We start from the raw sequence: 17036 nt of genomic DNA, 5'->3' as shown, positions 1-17036 counted from the left end.
TACTTTACTTATTGGCGTGATTAGCGATCAAGGCTTCCAGGGATTGAACCGAGGCAAAGTGCTTGCGGGTTTCTTCAGAATTCGCGGATAAGACGACGCCATAGCGTTTTTGCAGCGCAACGCCGAGTTCGAGCGCGTCGATGGAGTCCAATCCCAGTCCGTCGCCGAACAGCGGGGCGGCGGAATCGATGTCGGACGGACGGATGTCTTCCAGTTGCAGAACTTCGATAATGAGTTCTTTGATTTCTTCGTCAAGTCTTGGCATCGCCTAGCTTTCTTTCATGAAATAGTTTTGCAGGTAGTACGTGAGCTGGCGCGCTGCCAGGGTCGGGTTCTCGGCCTTGCCGGTCACTTCCCTGATATCGATATCCTGTTGAATTTCGATGTTGAAGTGTGCCATGGTTGGCGGCACTTTCCACCATTTGTTACCTTTGGCGAGCGTTCCCGGGGTGCAACGGATAATCACCGGGGTAATTGCGCATTCGCCGCGTACGGCAACATTGGCCGCGCCGCGCTTGAATATCATGTTGCCGTCGGCGGGAGTACGCGTGCCTTCGGGGAAAATGATCAGGTTGCCGCCACTGCGCAGCGAAGCGATGCAGGCGTCAACCAGCTCCGGACCGTCTTCATTGCTGATATAGCCGGCCGCCCGGACCGGGCCGCGGGTAAAGGGATTGCGCCACAAGGCGCCCTTGACGATGCAGTCAGCTTGGCGCACGAACGCCATCAGCAAGACGGTATCGATCAGGCTGGGGTGGTTGGCGAGGATGAGCAGGCCGCGGCGCTGCAGTCTTTCAAGGCCGGTGATCTCATAGCTGAGTACGCCCAGCGCGCGCATCAGTTCGACGAACGCACGGAAAGACAGGCGGATAATGCGGCGCGACCAGAGGATGCGCCGCTCCTGGTCGCGTACGAGAAGGTTGAGCAGGGGGAAGATCGCCAATCGCAATACCAGCCCGCCGGCGCCAAAGGCAGCAAAACTGATTCCCGTCCCACATACTCGCCAGTATTTGTTGAAAAGGGCGGTTTGCTGCCCGGTCGATCGTTTCGTCGAATGCATGATCAGTTTTTTGCCTGATCGCTTATTCAACCAGTCAAGCATGGCGGCTCCAGCGCCAGTTGCGCCCATTGGCGATACGCGCCAGCTCGGTATCGCGACGCAGGAAGAAGCGCAGGACATCCAGTCCTGCCGGTGCGGCAGCAAGATTCATTGTCGCGCCATCCTGATCGGCGGCGGACCAGGACAGTGAAAAGTATTCGTCTGTGCTGCCAGCCGCATCCTCGTCCGCGGCTTCCAACAGCCACGCCCAGGCGTAGCCTTGTTCCGCGCAATCGTTATAACCGCTGAAAGCAGGTGGCGGCGGGCTGTCCGACATGACCAGCAAGACTTGCGGGGCGCCGTCCGCCAGCAGGCCGCAGGCCTCGATCAAGGCGTGTTCGACGGTGCTCGGACCGGCGGCGATGGCGATGCTGTTGCCGCGATCGCCGCGCGCGATGGAGAGCAGGCCGGCATTGGCGTTGTGTACGGAGAGACTGAATGAAGCAGGGGATAGTGGCGCATTGTTGGCCAGTTCCACCAGCAACTCGACCGAGCGCGCGCATTCGCCGTGACGGGACGCGAAGATGACAGGGATGGCGGATTGCGCCGGCAGGCATTGATAGGCTGTCTCCAGCGCCATTTTGCCGGTCGGGCTGGCGCGGCGGCGCAGCATCGGGGGCATGTCTTTGACTTTGGGTTCGCCAGGCTCAGATGCTTGTTTCCGGTCGTGAGCCCACTCCAGCCATGCGGCAGCGGTGTCTAAACCAGGCGCCCAAGCCGTATGCGATGCGACAGAAAAACTGACATCCCCAAAACGCATATTTCTATTCGAATGCTGTCGATTGCCCATGCTCTCTTCGCAAACGTTATCGTTATGTTAATCAGATAGGGCAGTCGTTATCGGCGTCCGGGGGCGGTTAAGGCACTCCGGCAAGCAATCCTGCCAACTGATCCGATTGTCTGATAATCGCTGCGACCCCCTCGCATTTTTTGTTAATGTGATAACGAGAGCCGGCTTATTGATCGTTAAAAAAAGTAAATCAAATATTACGATAAAAGTCGCTACAAATTTCTATTTCGGGATGAATATTTAGGCCAAAAAAAAGGCAGGGACGAGTTATCGTACCTACCTGTTTTGTTCCTGCAACGCCGACGCTCAATGAATTGAATCAGATCGCCAAGATTGCAGAGAACGCTTGCAATTGTTCAGATTGCCTTGCTACCAGACTGCCTATCGTTCATGTCGCACATTTCGTTTTGCAGATTCATCGCTATCTGAATTTTTGCTGACGATTTCTGTACTGCATCAATACTGCCTGCTCCATCAGCACATTTAAGTGCTGGTGCCGGGAGCCGGAATCGAACCGGCACGGTGTCACCACCGCGGGATTTTGAGTCCCGTGCGTCTACCTATTCCGCCATCCCGGCAACGCAAGACCGCGATTATGACGGATTTTGAGAACACGGGCAAGACCCTCATGCAATTTTGCTCATGCCGCGCTGCGGTACAAACAGGTATCATCGCCGCTTGATCGAAAATTGTCGAAGTATGTGGCACATGAATGCATGTTGAAGATTCGGGAAATTTTGTTGGGCAAGGCCTTGGATCCGCTGAAAAGCGAGACCCGCCATTCTCTGGCGCTGGTCGCTTTTCTGGCATGGGTGGGGTTGGGGGCGGATGGCTTGTCATCGTCTGCTTATGGTCCCGAAGAAAGTTTCCGTGCCCTGGGTGAACACACTCATCTCGGTCTTTACCTCGCGCTGGCGACGGCGCTGACCGTCTTTATCATTGCGCTGGCCTACAACCAGGTCATTGAGCTGTTTCCTACCGGTGGCGGCGGGTATCGGGTGGCGACCAAACTGGTCGGCCCTTATCTCGGCCTGATTTCCGGCGTCGCGCTGATTCTCGACTATGTATTGACCATCGCCATTTCCATCGCTTCCGGTGTAGATGCGCTGGCGTCCCTGTTGCCGCTTGGCTTCCAGGATTACAAATTGTGGGCCGAAGCTTTTTTCGTCGGCATGCTGATCGTCCTGAATCTGCGCGGGCTGAAAGAAGCGATTCAGTTCCTGCTGCCGATCTTCCTGGGTTTCGTCGCGACGCATCTGGTGCTGATCGTCTACGGTATCTTCGTCCATGCGGAATATCTGCCGGCGCTGGTGCCTTCCACGCTGAGCGATACCGGCACGCTGGCGCAGAATATCGGCTGGGCCGGTGTGGCGAGCATGCTGCTGCTGGCGTATTCGCAGGGCGGCGGTACGTATACCGGGCTGGAAGCCGTCTCCAACAACGTCAACATGCTGGCCGAACCGCGCGTGCGCACCGGCAAGGTGACGATGATCTATATGGCCTTGTCGCTGGCGTTCACGGCGGGCGGGATTTTTTTGCTGTATCTGTTGTGGGATGCGCGTCACGTCGATGGCGAGACGCTCAATGCGACCACGTTCCGGCTGATCATCAACAGCATGGGCAGCGGCAGCCAGTGGCTCAACGATATCCTGCTGGCGGTGGTGCTGGCGTTTGAAGCGGGTTTGCTGTTCGTCGCGGCCAATACCGGTTTCCTCGGCGGGCCGGCGGTGTTGTCGAACATGGCGGCGGATTCCTGGGTGCCGCACAAGTTTCGTTACCTGTCGACGCGGCTGGTTACGCAGAACGGTATCCTGGTCATGGGTATTGCCGCACTGATCGTTCTGTTCTGGACGCAGGGCAGCGTGACGCTGCTGATCGTGCTGTATTCCATTTCTGTGTTCCTGACCTTCGCTATTTCACTGTTCGGCCTGTGCCGCTACTGGTGGCGTCATCGCCGCCATCTGGCGCACTGGAAGCGGCGCTTCCTGCTGTCGCTGGTCGGCTTCGTGATTTGCGCCTCGATTCTGACTGTGCTGCTGTTCGAAAAGCTGTTTGAAGGCGGCTGGGCGACGGCGGTGATTATCGCGGCCATTTCTGCGCTGTGCATCTATATCCGTAATCACTACCGCGACACCAAGGAAGCGATCCGTTCGGTCGACCAGATCTTTTCCAGCCAGCCCTTCGGCACGAGCATGGATACGGCTGAACCGGATCCGGTTGATCAGACCGCGGTCTTCATCGTCGGCACTTCGCGCGGCGGAGGTTTGCATGCCTTGCTATGGGTGCAGCGGATGTTTCCGAATCACTTCAAGAACTTCATCTTCGTCAATGCGCGCACGGTCGATTCACACGCCTATGGCGGTGAGGGCGCGGTGGAACAGATGCGTGCCGAGGCCAATGCGACCTTGCAGTTTTTTGTGGATTTCTGCCGCAGCCACGGCATGGCGTCGACCTCGTTCCTGGGTTTCGGCACCGATGCCGTGCAGGAGGTGACCAAGCTTTGCTACGACATCAGCAAGCAATATCCGAATGCGATTTTCTTTACCAGCAAGCTGATTTTTGAGCAGGACAACTGGTTCATCCGCCTGTTGCACAACCAGGCGGCGCTGGCGATCCAGCGCAGGCTGCACTTTGACGGTTTGCAGATGGTGATTCTGCCGATGAAGGTCTGACGGACAAGAAGAGCGTTTTACGAAACGCTCTTTTTATTTGAGGCTGCAGATAGTCTTGATCATCTGCGCGCCGGTCGAACCGGGCACTGTGTCTTGCAGTTTGACGTCGCCATAGGCAAGGTAAGGGGAGAACAGTGCGCCGCCCTGGGCGTCAGCCTTGGCATACATGGTGCGGCTACCGAAACCGATTTGCTTGTCGTCACAGTCGAGATAAGCGATGGACACTTCCGACAAATAATATTTGCCGTGGCCCTGCAGCATTTGCGGCTTGTTCCAGTTCAGCAGGATATTGGCCTGCGTGACGCCGCGGCTGCGGCTAATGCTGGATTTGTCGACAAAGAAGGTGCCAAGGTCGTTGTCGCCGAGCAATGACCATTGCGCGGCAAAAACCTGGTTCGACACCAGCAGCAACGCCAGCACAGCAAATTTCATCATGTCCCGTTCAGTGAATTCGGTGGATGTTGGAAGATATTTCAAGAAAACATGAACGCCAGCATGGCGGCGTCATCTTCCAGCATGATCAGCAAGGTAACCGACCACAGCAGCGCATGGGCGCTCAGTGCTGCGGTGAAATACGTGAACCGGACCTTCATGATCGTAATGGAAATGTCAGCTTATTTTAAGCGGCAAATGCTAACACGGCATGACGGCGCTGTATTTCGGAAAATACCAATGGTGTAAAAAAGCCGACGATCCATGGGATTCGTCGGCCCGGGCTTGACACGGTTGGCGCGGCTGCGGTTATTTGCCGTCCGGCGTGCGGCCGATTTCCTTGTAGATGGACTGGATCAGGTCCTTGCCGATGCGGTCTTCCATCTCGCGGTGGACCTTGTACTGGATCTTTTTCCACGCGTTCTTTTCTTCCTGCGTCATGGTCAGGATTTTCATCTTGCCGGTTTTTTTGATGTCTTCCAGCGCGTCGTCGTTTTCCTTCTTCGCGTTGCTGTTGAAGTACTCGGTAGCGTCGATTACGGCCTTGTCCATAATCGGTTTGATGTCTGCAGGCAGCGCATCCCAGAAGCGCTTGTTGGCGATGAACACGTAGCCGTGATAGCCGTGTTCGGAAATCGTCATGAACTTCTGCACCTCAAACAGCTTGGCGGTGCTGACGATGGACGGTGGATTTTCCTGGCCGTCGACCACGCCGGTCTGCAATCCCTGATAGATCTCCGACCATGGCATCACCTGCGGCAGTGCGCCGACGATGCGGGTGCGCGCGTCGATTACCTTAGAGGACTGGATGCGGATCTTCATGCCCTTGATGTCGGCCGGTTTCATGATCGGCTTGTTGGAAGTCCAGTCGAGAAAACCGCTGTCCCACATGGCCAGGCCGGTCAGGCCTTTGCTGTCGAGCTTCTTGAGCAGGGCGTGACCGATCGGCCCCTGGGTGACTTTTTGCGCCTGCGCCATGTTGTCGAACAGGTAGGGCAGGTCGAATACTTCGAATTCACGCAGGCCCATCGGACCGAATTTGCCGAAGGTCGGCGCCAGCAATTGCACCGAGCCCATTTGCAAGGCTTCCAGCTCTTCCTTGTCCTTGTAGAGCTGGCTATTCGGATAGACCTCGACCTTGACCCGGCCGGCAGTCCGTTCTTCGACAATCTTCTTGAAATATTCCGCCGTCTTGCCCTTGGACGTATTGGTGGCGACGACGTGGCTGAATTTGATGACAATGGGTTGCTGCGCGGTTTGTGCTTGTGCGCTGAAGGCGAATGCTGCGGTGGTGGTGATGGCTGCTACGATGGCTTTCCAGTGTTGCATGGGGTCTCCTCCGTTGATATTGCCTGCATCCGTTTGGATGATGCGGTCGCGCTTCTTGTGAGCGCGATCCGCATCCGGACGTATTGCCGTCGCTAAATCATCAGGCCATCAGATGGCTGCAGCGATGGCCTTGCCGACTGCCGTGGTGTCGCCTGTGCCGCCAAGATCGGCAGTCTTCGGTCCTTCCACCAGCACCTTTTCGATGGCGCTCAGAATGGCATCGTGGGCTTGCTTGTACTTCGGATTGCCGTTGCCGAGGAAGTCCAGCATCATCGCGCCGGACCAGATCGTGGCGACCGGGTTGGCGATGTTTTTGCCGGCGATGTCGGGCGCTGAACCGTGTACCGGTTCGAACAGCGAGGGCATCTTGCGGTCAGGGTTGATGTTGGCCGACGGCGCGATGCCGATGGTGCCGGCGCAGGCCGGGCCGAGATCGGACAGGATGTCGCCGAACAGATTGGGCGCGACCACCACGTCAAAACGCTGCGGGTTCAGCACGAAATGCGCGGTCAGGATGTCGATGTGGTACTTGTCCCATTTGACCTCGCCGTAGTTCTTGCCCATGGCTTCGACGCGCTCGTCCCAATAGGGCATGGTGATGGCGATGCCGTTGGACTTGGTGGCGGAAGTCAGATGCTTTTTCGGACGGCTTTGCGCCAGGTCGAAGGCGTATTTCAGGATGCGGTCGACACCGTGGCGGGTGAAGACCGATTCCTGGATCACGACTTCCCGGTCGGTGCCTTCGTACATGCGGCCGCCGATGGAGGAGTATTCGCCTTCGGTGTTTTCGCGCACGACATAGAAATCGATGTCGCCGGGTTTGCGGCCTGCCAGCGGACAGGGCACGCCGGGCATCAGGCGCACCGGGCGCAGGTTGACGTACAGGTCGAAATCGCGGCGGAACTTCAGCAGGGAACCCCACAGCGACACGTGATCGGGTACGGTGGCGGGCCAGCCGACGGCGCCGAAGAAAATCGCTTCAAATCCCTTCAACTGATCGAACCAGTCGTCCGGCATCATCTTGCCGTGCTGGGCGTAGTAGCCGCAATGCGCCCAGTCAAAATGGGTGTACTCGATATCGATACCGAATTTTTTTGCTGCGGCGTCGACGGCGCGCAAGCCTTCGGGGATGACTTCTTGTCCGATGCCGTCGCCGGCGATGACAGCTACTTTATGTCTGGTCATGTTCTCTGCTCCTTTAAAAACCGAACGGAAATCATAAACGCTATTGCGTGCGCCACACGTCGCTATAATTCACGAATCGGTTACTTCATAAAACACGAATCGTGAACAATCAATCCGCTGCCGCCCCTTTGCTGGAAGACCTGCGCCTGTTCTGTACCGTGGCGCGCAAGAACAGTTTTGCCGAATCCGCCAAGGAACTGGGCGCATCTCCCGCTTATATCAGCAAGCGGATTGCCTTGCTGGAGGCGGCGCTGGGCGTGCGCTTGTTTCACCGCACCACGCGCAGCGTCGTCATGACGGAAGACGGCAGCAACGTGCACGACTGGGCGCGGCGCATTCTCGACGACGTCGATCAGATGATCGAAACCGTCAGTACCGCCAAGCGGGTGCCGCGCGGCTTGCTCAAGATCAGCACCAGCTTCGCCCTCGGACGCAAATATGTGTCGCCGCTGATTTCCGAATTTGCGCGGCTGCATCCCAGTCTGCGGATTCAGCTGGAATTGTTCGATCGCCAGGTCGACATGATCAATGAAGGATTCGACCTCGACATCCGGGTCGGGCCGGTGCATGAGCCGCATCTGTTCGCCAAGCGCATCATCGCCAGCCAGCGCGTGCTATGCGCCAGTCCGGCATATCTGCAACGTCACGGCATGCCGCAGACCTTGTCCGATCTGACGCAGCATCAATGCCTGGTGATCCGCGAGCGCAATCAGTCGTTCGGCATCTGGCGCATGATGGGACCGAAAGGCGCAGAGACGGTGAAGGTTGCCGGCGGTCTGGCTTCAAACCATGGCGAGATCATTCATCAGTGGGCAGTCGACGGGCACGGCATCATCCTGCGCTCGATCTGGGATGTCGCCGCCAGCCTCAAGGACGGCAGCCTGGTGCGCGTGTTGCCGGGGTATTTTCAGGAGGCGGATCTGTGCGCGGTCTATCCGCTGCAGTTGAAGAATTCCGCCAAGGTGCGGGAGTGCGTGCGCTTCCTGCAGAAGCATCTCAATGTCCAGGCGCGTTAGGCAGGCTTTTAGGCAGACTTCCCGCCAACTTCCCGCAGCGTCAGCCGAACGCTTCTTGCAAACTTTGTATCTTGCCGGTATCGGCGCCGTCGTAACCCGCCAGATCGTCCACCACACTGCGGAATGTGGGTGACTGCAGAATATTGACCACGGCCTGCACCAGCGGATCGTTAAGCGACGCGGTCGGCAGGGCGAAGAAATAACGCTCGCGCACCAGCGGGATGAAATCCAGTCCAAAACGCTGCGATGCCGTCTGCACGCCGAAGCCGACGTCAGCCATGCCGCTGGCGATGAAGGCCGCCACTGCCGAGTGCGTGAACTCGGTATTTTCAAAACCATTGATTTTCTTGTGCGAGATACCTCGTCCGGCCAGCATCAGTTCCAGCAGCATGCGTGTGCCGGAGCCGGCTTCTCGATTGACGAAGCGCAGGTCGGTGCGAGTGAGGTCGGACAAGTCATGTATCTGTTTGGGATTACCCGGCGCGACGAACAGACCTTGATTACGCACCGCCAGATGTATTAAACAATCGCTGCGCTTGTTGAGCCATTTTGCGTAGGTAGCGATGGCCGGCTTTTCGAAGTCCCCCAGCGGCACGTGGAAGCCCGCCAGGTCGCATTCCTGGCGCGACAACGCCGCCACGGCGTCGGTGCTGTGGCGATAGCGCACTTCCACCGGCAGCTTGGCCTGATTGAACTGATTGAGCAGGGCGGCAACCGCAAAGCCGTGGCTGGCGTTCAGGCGCACGGTCTGGGATTTGCCTTCGACGGTCTTGCCGAGTTCGATTTCCAGTTCCGATGCCAGGCTGTCGAGCGTGGGCGACAGCCGCGCGCTGACCATGCGGTCGGCCCACAGCAATTTGCTGGCGAACGGCGTCAGTGTGGTGCCGCGGCCACGTCCGCTCTCAATCAGGCTGTGCCCAAACAATTGTTCCGAAGTTCGCAGCAGGCCCCAGGCATGCCGGTAAGAGTGGCGCAATTGCTCGGCGCCCTTGGCGATGGAGCCGCTCTGTTGAATCGCAGTTAACAGATTGAGCAAATCCGTGGTGTCGAGAGGCGTTTCTTCACCGTGAGCGATTTCCCAGTGAGGTTTGATGCGAACTTTATACATGATAAATATGAAATAAATAGCATATTGAGGGCGACGGATTTCAATGATACCTTCGCGGTAGCACGCGTAGTACATAAAAACTATAGGCAATTATTTGCATAAATAGCCGAATTCGTTCGACTTGCATATAATTGCCGCCCCACAACATTAAAGAGGAGGGAATAATGGCCTTCGATTTCCTGCAAAAGGAACACACCATAGCCAAGCCTGGCTTCAACCGCTGGCTGGTTCCGCCTGCCGCACTCGCAATTCACCTGTGTATCGGCATGGCCTACGGCTTTTCCGTCTTCTGGCTGCCGTTGTCCAAGTCGCTCGGTATTAAAGAGTCGATCGCCTGTGCGCCGGGCAGCGGCTTTTTCGACCAGGTGTTCTCCACGACCTGCGACTGGAAGATCTCCATGCTGGGCTGGATGTACACCATGTTCTTCGTCCTGCTCGGCGTTTCCGCGGCGATCTGGGGCGGCTGGCTGGAACGCGCCGGACCGCGCAAGGCCGGTGTCGTCTCGGCATTGTGCTGGTGCGGCGGCCTGCTGATTTCTGCACTGGGGGTATATACCCACCAGATCTGGCTCATGTGGATCGGCTCCGGCGTCATCGGCGGCGTTGGTCTCGGCCTCGGCTACATTTCGCCGGTGTCGACGCTGATCAAATGGTTCCCGGACCGTCGCGGTATGGCGACCGGTATGGCGATCATGGGCTTCGGCGGCGGCGCGCTGGTTGGCAGCCCGCTGGCCGACAAGCTGATGAAGCACTTCGCTACCCCGACTTCGGTCGGCGTGTGGGAAACCTTCGTTGCCATGGCAGTCATCTATTTCATCTTCATGATGGCCGGCGCCCTGGGCTACCGCGTCCCGCCAAGCGGCTGGAAGCCGGCCGGCTGGACGCCTCCGGCAACCACCAACAACACCATGATCACGCAAAACCACGTGCACGTCAGCAAGGTCTGGGGCATTCCTCAGTTCTGGCTGGTGTGGCTGGTGCTGTGTCTGAACGTGTCGGCTGGTATCGGCGTGATCGGCATCTCGTCGCCGATGCTGCAAGAAGTATTCGGCGGGCATCTGCTGGGTGTCAACGTCGGCTTCAGCGATCTGTCGCTTGAGCAAAAGGCGGCGATTGCGGCGATTGCGGCAGGTTTCACCGGTCTGATCAGCTTGTTCAACATCGGCGGCCGTTTCGTCTGGGCATCGTGCTCCGACTTCTTTGGCCGCAAGATGACTTACGTGATCTTCTTCGTACTGGGCTTCATCCTGTACGTCAGCCTGCCATGGTCGGCCAAGGCCGGCAGCATCGCGCTGTTCGTCGGTGCTGTTTGCCTGATCCTGTCGATGTACGGCGGCGGTTTTGCAACAGTGCCTGCTTACCTGGCCGACTTGTTCGGTACGCAAATGGTTGGTGCGATCCACGGCCGTCTGCTGACGGCATGGGCGACCGCCGGCATCCTGGGACCTGTCGTCGTGAACTACATGCGTGAATATCAGCTGTCGCTGGGCATGCCGCGCGATCAGGTTTACAACACCACGATGTACATCCTGGCAGGCATGCTGGTGCTGGGTCTGATCTGCAACTTGCTGGTCCGTCCTGTCGCTGCGAAGCATTTCATGACGCCGGAAGAACTGGCCCGTGAAAAGCAACTGGCGCACGAGAAGTCGTCGTCCGACAGCAATGCAACGATGTCCGATGCAGAACTGTCGCAAGTCGGTCGCGGCGGCAATCCTGCGCTGATCGGTGCTGCATGGCTGGCAGTCGGTATTCCGCTGGTGTGGGGCATCGCCCTGACGCTGCAAAAGACTGCGGTGTTGTTCAAGTAATTTAGCGTTGCAGTAAAGTAGTAAGGCTGCTGCAAGAATAAATTCTTGCGGCAGCCGGTTTCACCAGAAGTGTTCTGTACCAACCCGATGCATCTTGATAGGCAGGGAGAACATGAAACCGCTAGCTCACTCATCGATCAGACAGCGTGCCGCAACGCTCTTCAGCGCAGCGCCTGCACCTCTGATTGTTTGCATCATCTCTGCCGCTGCAGTCCTGGCAGTTGCGCTCTGCAGTATTTTCTTCCCCGGATTTCTGAACTTTGCCATGCCGCTCGTGCAGGCAGGGATCGCCGTATCTATTGCTGCCGGCTTGTTGTCGGCGGCGCGTAAAAAAGCAGCGCAATCACAGCACCCGCAGCAACGTCTCGTTCCAATCAAAGTCAGGCGGCGAGGCTAAGCGCGTATTTCCACGGCCCGGACCATAAAACAACAAACCGGAGCTATTCAGCAGTTCAGCAGGAGACGAAACAATGAACAGAGAACAGCCTTTCGACGTCGGCGCAGTCAGGGATGTGATTGCCGCGCGCCGTCATATGCCCGGCGCGATGTTGCCTATCCTTCATGGGATTCAAGATGCCGTCGGCTTCGTGCCGGCCGATGCCGTGCCGATGATCGCCGACGCGCTGAACGTGTCACGTGCCGAAGTGCATGGCGTGATTTCCTTCTACCATCACTTCCGCCAGCAGCCCGCCGGCAAGCATGTGATCCAGGTTTGCCGCGCTGAAGCCTGTCAGTCGGTCGGCTCCGAAGCATTGGCCAGGCACGCCGAGAAAGCGCTTGGCTGCGCCTTCCACGAAACCACCCCCGACGGCCAGTTCACGCTTGAACCTGTGTACTGTCTGGGCTTGTGTGCCTGCGGCCCGAATGTCGTAGTCGATGGCGAACTCCATGCACGCGTCGGCGCCGACAAGCTGGACCGTCTGCTGCAAGGCAAGCGAGGTGCGCCATGAGTGCGAATTTAACTGTATTCGTTCCCCGCGACTCCGCTGCCATTGCTCTGGGCGCCCATGAGGTTGCCGCAGCGATTTCCGGCGAAGCGGAAAAGCGCGGCATTGAGATCAACATCGTGCGCAATGGATCGCGCGGCATGTTCTGGCTGGAGCCCATGGTTGAGGTGGCGACCGCGCAAGGCCGTGTCGCTTACGGTCCGGTTGATCCTGCCGACGTGGCGAGTTTGTTCGATGCGGGTTTTCTGCAGGGCGGATCGCATGCATTGGCCCGAGGACTGACCGACGACATTCCTTATCTGAAAAATCAGGAGCGCCTGACCTTTGCCCGCGTCGGCATCACCGATCCGGTGTCGCTGATCGACTATCTGGCGCATGAAGGCTATGCCGGACTGCGACGTGCAATCGGCATGAGCAGCGAAGCCATCGTGCAGGAAGTCCTGGATTCAGGCTTGCGCGGACGTGGTGGCGCGGCGTTCCCGACCGGCATCAAATGGAAGACGGTGGCGAACGCGCAAGCGGCGCAGAAGTACATTGTCTGCAATGCCGATGAAGGCGACTCCGGCACTTTCTCCGACCGCATGGTGATGGAGGATGATCCATTCGTGCTGATCGAGGGCATGACGATTGCCGGTCTGGCGGTCGGCGCGACGCAGGGCTACATCTACGTACGTTCCGAATATCCGCACGCCATCGCTGCGCTCAACGAAGCGATCGCCACCGCTGGTCAGAACGGCTATCTGGGCGACGACATCCTCGGCTCAGGCAAGGCCTTCCGTCTGGAAGTGCGCATGGGTGCCGGCGCTTATATCTGCGGCGAAGAGACCGCCTTGCTGGAAAGCCTGGAGGGCAAGCGCGGTGTGGTGCGCGCCAAGCCGCCGCTGCCGGCGCTGGAGGGTTTGTTCGGCAAGCCGACCGTCATCAATAACGTGATCTCGCTGGCGACGGCGCCTATCGTACTGGCGCGCGGCGCGGCGTTTTACAAGAATTATGGCGTGGGCCGTTCGCACGGCACGTTGCCGTTCCAGCTGGCGGGCAATGTCAAATACGGCGGCCTGGTCGAGAAGGCGTTCGGCCTGACATTGCGCCAGCTGCTGGAAGACTTCGGCGGCGGCACTATCAGCGGCCGTCCGATTCGCGCGGTGCAGGTGGGCGGTCCATTGGGTGCGTACATGCCACCGCAGCAACTTGACACGCCGCTGGACTATGAAGCCTTTGCCGCCATCGGCGCAATGGTCGGCCACGGCGGCATGGTGGTGTTTGATGACAGCGTCGACATGGCGCAGCAGGCGCGCTATGCGATGGAGTTTTGCGCCATCGAATCATGCGGCAAATGCACGCCATGCCGCATCGGTTCGACACGCGGCGTCGAGGTGATCGACAAGATCATCGCCAACGACAACCGGCCGCAGCAAGTGCATCTGCTGCGCGACCTGTGCGACACCATGCTCAACGGTTCACTGTGCGCCATGGGCGGCCTGACGCCGTATCCGGTGCTGTCGGCGCTGAACCATTTCCCCGAAGATTTCGGTTCGCCGACTGAAAAAGCCGCCTGAACCTTATTCGCTACGCATCTACGCATTCAGCAAGGAGTTGTTGCCATGAACCAGCTCAACGAAACAGATTACGGCACGCCGGCGCGTGTCTCCGAGATAGAAGTTACTCTTGAAATCGATGGCGTCGCCGTCACGGTGCCGAGCGGCACATCGGTGATGCGGGCCGCGGTGGAGGCAGGCATTAACGTGCCCAAACTATGCGCCACCGATAGTCTGGAACCCTTCGGCTCCTGCCGCCTGTGCCTGGTCGAGATTGAGGGCAAGGACGGCCGCAAGATGAAGGGCTATCCCGCCTCCTGCACCACGCCGTGCGAATCCGGCATGAAGGTGCAGACGCAGACGCCCAAGCTGGCCGATATCCGGCGCGGCGTGATGGAGCTATATATCTCCGACCATCCGCTCGATTGCCTGACCTGTCCGACCAACGGCAATTGCGAATTGCAGGACATGGCCGGCACCGTCGGCCTGCGCGAGGTGCGCTACGGCTACGACGGCGACAACCACCTGGAGATGAAGAAGGATGAGTCGAATCCTTACTTCACTTACGATCCATCGAAATGCATCGTCTGCAATCGCTGCGTGCGCGCCTGCGAAGAAACGCAAGGCACCTTCGCGCTGACTATCAGCGGTCGCGGGTTTGAGTCGCGCGTCTCGGCAGGGCAGATGGATACTTTCATGGAATCTGAATGCGTTTCCTGCGGCGCCTGCGTGCAGGCTTGTCCGACCGCGACGCTGACCGAGAAGACCGTGATCATGATGGGCCAGGCCGAACACAGCAAAGTCACCACCTGCGCTTACTGTGGCGTGGGCTGCTCGTTCAAGGCGGAGATGAAGGGTAACGAAGTGGTGCGTATGGTGCCGTACAAGGATGGCAAGGCCAACCACGGCCACTCTTGCGTCAAAGGGCGTTTCGCCTGGGGCTATGCAACGCACAAGGACCGCATCACCAAGCCGATGATCCGCAGCAAGATCAGCGACCCGTGGCGCGAAGTATCCTGGGAAGAAGCGCTGACATATGCGGCCAGCGAATTCCGCCGGATCCAGGCCAAGCACGGCAAGGATTCGATAGGCGGTATCACCTCGTCGCGTTGCACCAACGAAGAAACCTATCTGGTGCAAAAGCTGGTGCGCGCCGCTTTCGGCAACAACAACGTCGATACCTGCGCACGCGTCTGCCATTCACCGACCGGTTACGGCCTCAAGCAGACGCTCGGCGAGTCGGCCGGCACCCAGACATTCGACTCGGTGATGAAGTCCGACGTCGTCATGATTATCGGCGCCAACCCGGCGTCGGCGCACCCGGTATTCGCCTCGCAGATGAAGCGCCGCCTGCGCCAGGGCGCGAAGCTGATCGTCATCGATCCGCGCACCACCGAGATGGTCAAGTCGCCGCACATCCAGGCCGACTATCATCTCAAGCTGCGGCCCGGTACCAACGTGGCCGTCATCACCGCGCTGGCGCACGTGATCATGTCCGAAGGTCTGCAAAGCGAGGAATATATTCGCGAACGCTGCGACGTCCAATCCTACGAGCAATGGAAAGAGTTCGTGCTGCGCGAGGATAACTCGCCGGAAGCCCTGTCCGCTGTCTGCGGCGTGCCGGCGGACGAACTGCGCGGCGCGGCGAGGTTGTTTGCTACCGGCGGTAACGGTGCGATCTATTACGGCCTGGGCGTGACCGAGCATGCGCAAGGTTCCACCATGGTGATCGGCATCGCCAACCTTGCGATGGCGACCGGCAACGTCGGACGCGAAGGTGTCGGCGTCAATCCGCTGCGCGGTCAGAATAACGTACAGGGTTCGTGCGACATGGGCTCGTTCCCGCATGAGCTGCCGGGTTATCGGCACATTTCCGATTCGACGGTGCGTTCCCAGTTCGAGCAAGCCTGGGGTGTGACGCTCAATCCGGAGCCGGGCTTGCGCATTCCCAATATGTTCGACGCTGCGATGGACGGCAGCTTCAAGGGGCTGTATTGCGAAGGTGAAGATATCGTCCAGTCCGACCCCAACACGCAGCACGTCGCCGCCGCGCTGCAGGAAATGGAATGCATCGTGGTGCAGGACTTGTTTCTCAACGAAACTGCCAAATATGCGCATGTGTTCCTGCCAGGTTCGTCCTTCCTCGAAAAGGATGGCACCTTCACCAACGCCGAGCGCCGCATCTCGCGCGTGCGCAAGGTGATGCCGTCGAAGTCGGGGAAATCCGACTGGGAAGTCACCGTGGCGCTGGCCGAAGCGCTCGGCTACCCGATGCCGTACAATCATCCTTCGGAAATCATGGATGAAATTGCCGCTCTGACGCCGAGTTTCCACGGAGTCAGCTACGACAAGCTGGAACGCCTCGGCAGCATCCAGTGGCCGTGCAACGAAGCCGCGCCGGAAGGCACGCCGATCATGCATATCGGCAGCTTCATCCGCGGCAAGGGCAAGTTCCTCAATACGCAGTACTTTGCGACTGATGAGAAGGTGACGCAGCGTTATCCGCTGATCCTGACTACGGGCCGGATCTTGTCGCAGTACAACGTCGGTGCGCAGACGCGCCGTACGGAGAACTCCCAGTGGCACGATGAAGACCGCCTGGAAATCCATCCGCACGACGCCGAAGACCGCGGCGTGCGCGAAGGCGATTGGGTCGGCATCGAGTCACGCGCCGGGCAGACGGTATTGCGCGCCACGGTGACCGAGCGGGTGCAGCCGGGCGTGGTCTACACCACGTTCCACTTCCCTGAATCGGGCGCCAATGTGATCACCACCGACAACTCTGACTGGGCGACCAATTGTCCCGAGTACAAGGTGACGGCAGTGCAGGTCATGCCGGTATCGCAGCCGTCCGAATGGCAACAGCATTACGAACAGTTCAACCGTGAACAGCTCGGTTTGCTGAAAGGCGAGAAGGCTCCTCAGGAGCCCTTGGTAACTAAATAAATTGACGTCGTCCTGACGAAAGTCAGGACCCAGCGTCGTTACGCAGACTGAGGCAGCGCCTGACGTCACTGGATTCCAGCGTGCACCGGGACGACGGTGATTGTTTAGACGTAGATTGTTTTTTTCTTAGTTTATTTTTGAGTAGCAGAAGCAGGTTTGAAAGAAGATC

General features: G+C 58.5%; 14 protein-coding genes and 1 tRNA gene. 7 read left to right on the top strand and 8 right to left on the bottom strand.

All coding sequences use genetic code 11. The annotated features are described in order from the left end of the window. Positions 1 to 4 precede the first annotated feature (4 nt). The 4 genes from AC1RN6_RS01885 to AC1RN6_RS01870 all read right to left on the bottom strand — a co-directional run bounded on the left by AC1RN6_RS01885 (position 5) and on the right by AC1RN6_RS01870 (position 2467). Positions 5 to 265, bottom strand: coding sequence for a phosphopantetheine-binding protein (locus tag AC1RN6_RS01885; RefSeq protein ID WP_050475909.1), 261 nt, complete (start codon positions 263 to 265; stop codon positions 5 to 7). A 3-nt stretch (positions 266 to 268) separates the two neighbouring features. After that, the gene (locus AC1RN6_RS01880) at positions 269 to 1060 is read right to left on the bottom strand and encodes a lysophospholipid acyltransferase family protein (RefSeq protein ID WP_493003491.1); all 792 of its coding nucleotides are present in this window, start codon (positions 1058 to 1060) and stop codon (positions 269 to 271) included. 34 nt (positions 1061 to 1094) lie between these two features. Continuing rightward, complete coding sequence (locus AC1RN6_RS01875; protein WP_493002638.1) at positions 1095 to 1859, bottom strand: beta-ketoacyl synthase chain length factor; 765 nt, start codon at positions 1857 to 1859, stop codon at positions 1095 to 1097. 521 nt (positions 1860 to 2380) lie between these two features. Continuing rightward, positions 2381 to 2467: transfer RNA gene (locus tag AC1RN6_RS01870), tRNA-Leu, on the bottom strand. 138 nt (positions 2468 to 2605) lie between these two features. Here AC1RN6_RS01870 and AC1RN6_RS01865 point away from each other — a divergent pair. Further along, positions 2606 to 4561, top strand: coding sequence for an APC family permease (locus AC1RN6_RS01865; protein ID WP_493002636.1), 1956 nt, complete (start codon positions 2606 to 2608; stop codon positions 4559 to 4561). A 33-nt stretch (positions 4562 to 4594) separates the two neighbouring features. Here AC1RN6_RS01865 and AC1RN6_RS01860 read toward each other — a convergent pair whose 3' ends face one another. From AC1RN6_RS01860 to AC1RN6_RS01850, 3 genes are all read right to left on the bottom strand, one after another. After that, a complete protein-coding gene (locus AC1RN6_RS01860; protein ID WP_493002635.1) occupies positions 4595 to 4996 on the bottom strand; it encodes a surface-adhesin E family protein in 402 nt (133 codons plus the stop codon). Between the two features lie 306 nt (positions 4997 to 5302). After that, on the bottom strand, positions 5303 to 6322 hold the full coding sequence (locus AC1RN6_RS01855; protein ID WP_493002634.1) for a DctP family TRAP transporter solute-binding subunit: 1020 nt from the start codon (positions 6320 to 6322) through the stop codon (positions 5303 to 5305). Between the two features lie 108 nt (positions 6323 to 6430). Next, positions 6431 to 7507, bottom strand: a complete 1077-nt coding sequence (locus AC1RN6_RS01850; protein WP_493002633.1) for a tartrate dehydrogenase — start codon at positions 7505 to 7507, stop codon at positions 6431 to 6433. 101 nt (positions 7508 to 7608) lie between these two features. Between AC1RN6_RS01850 and AC1RN6_RS01845 the strand changes: the two genes are divergently transcribed. Further along, positions 7609 to 8523: a LysR family transcriptional regulator gene (locus AC1RN6_RS01845; RefSeq protein WP_493002631.1), complete on the top strand. Its 915-nt coding sequence runs from the start codon at positions 7609 to 7611 to the stop codon at positions 8521 to 8523. 40 nt (positions 8524 to 8563) lie between these two features. Here the strand turns inward: AC1RN6_RS01845 and AC1RN6_RS01840 are convergent, their stop codons facing one another. After that, positions 8564 to 9631: a substrate-binding domain-containing protein gene (locus AC1RN6_RS01840; RefSeq protein WP_493002629.1), complete on the bottom strand. Its 1068-nt coding sequence runs from the start codon at positions 9629 to 9631 to the stop codon at positions 8564 to 8566. Between the two features lie 164 nt (positions 9632 to 9795). Between AC1RN6_RS01840 and AC1RN6_RS01835 the strand changes: the two genes are divergently transcribed. The 5 genes from AC1RN6_RS01835 (at position 9796) to fdhF (ending at position 16867) form a co-directional block, all read left to right on the top strand. Then, positions 9796 to 11439 carry an OFA family MFS transporter gene (locus AC1RN6_RS01835; protein ID WP_493002627.1) on the top strand — a complete coding sequence of 548 codons (1644 nt, stop codon included), beginning with the start codon at positions 9796 to 9798 and terminating at the stop codon, positions 11437 to 11439. A 112-nt stretch (positions 11440 to 11551) separates the two neighbouring features. Then, positions 11552 to 11836, top strand: coding sequence for a hypothetical protein (locus AC1RN6_RS01830; RefSeq protein ID WP_493002625.1), 285 nt, complete (start codon positions 11552 to 11554; stop codon positions 11834 to 11836). 73 nt (positions 11837 to 11909) lie between these two features. Further along, entirely contained in the window at positions 11910 to 12389 is a 480-nt protein-coding gene (locus AC1RN6_RS01825; protein WP_493002624.1) for a formate dehydrogenase subunit gamma, read from the top strand. After that, entirely contained in the window at positions 12386 to 13942 is a 1557-nt protein-coding gene (locus AC1RN6_RS01820; RefSeq protein ID WP_493002623.1) for a formate dehydrogenase beta subunit, read from the top strand. The genes AC1RN6_RS01825 and AC1RN6_RS01820 overlap by 4 nt, the downstream gene beginning before the upstream one ends. Positions 13943 to 13987: 45 nt before the next feature. Beyond that, a complete protein-coding gene (fdhF, locus tag AC1RN6_RS01815) occupies positions 13988 to 16867 on the top strand; it encodes a formate dehydrogenase subunit alpha (protein WP_493002621.1) in 2880 nt (959 codons plus the stop codon). The last annotated feature ends 169 nt before the right edge of the window (positions 16868 to 17036 follow it).

The organism is Herbaspirillum sp. GW822-FHT03A08, assembly GCF_058801885.1.
Note: the sequence above shows the minus strand (reverse complement) of the source record. Positions and strands in the feature narration are given on the sequence as shown.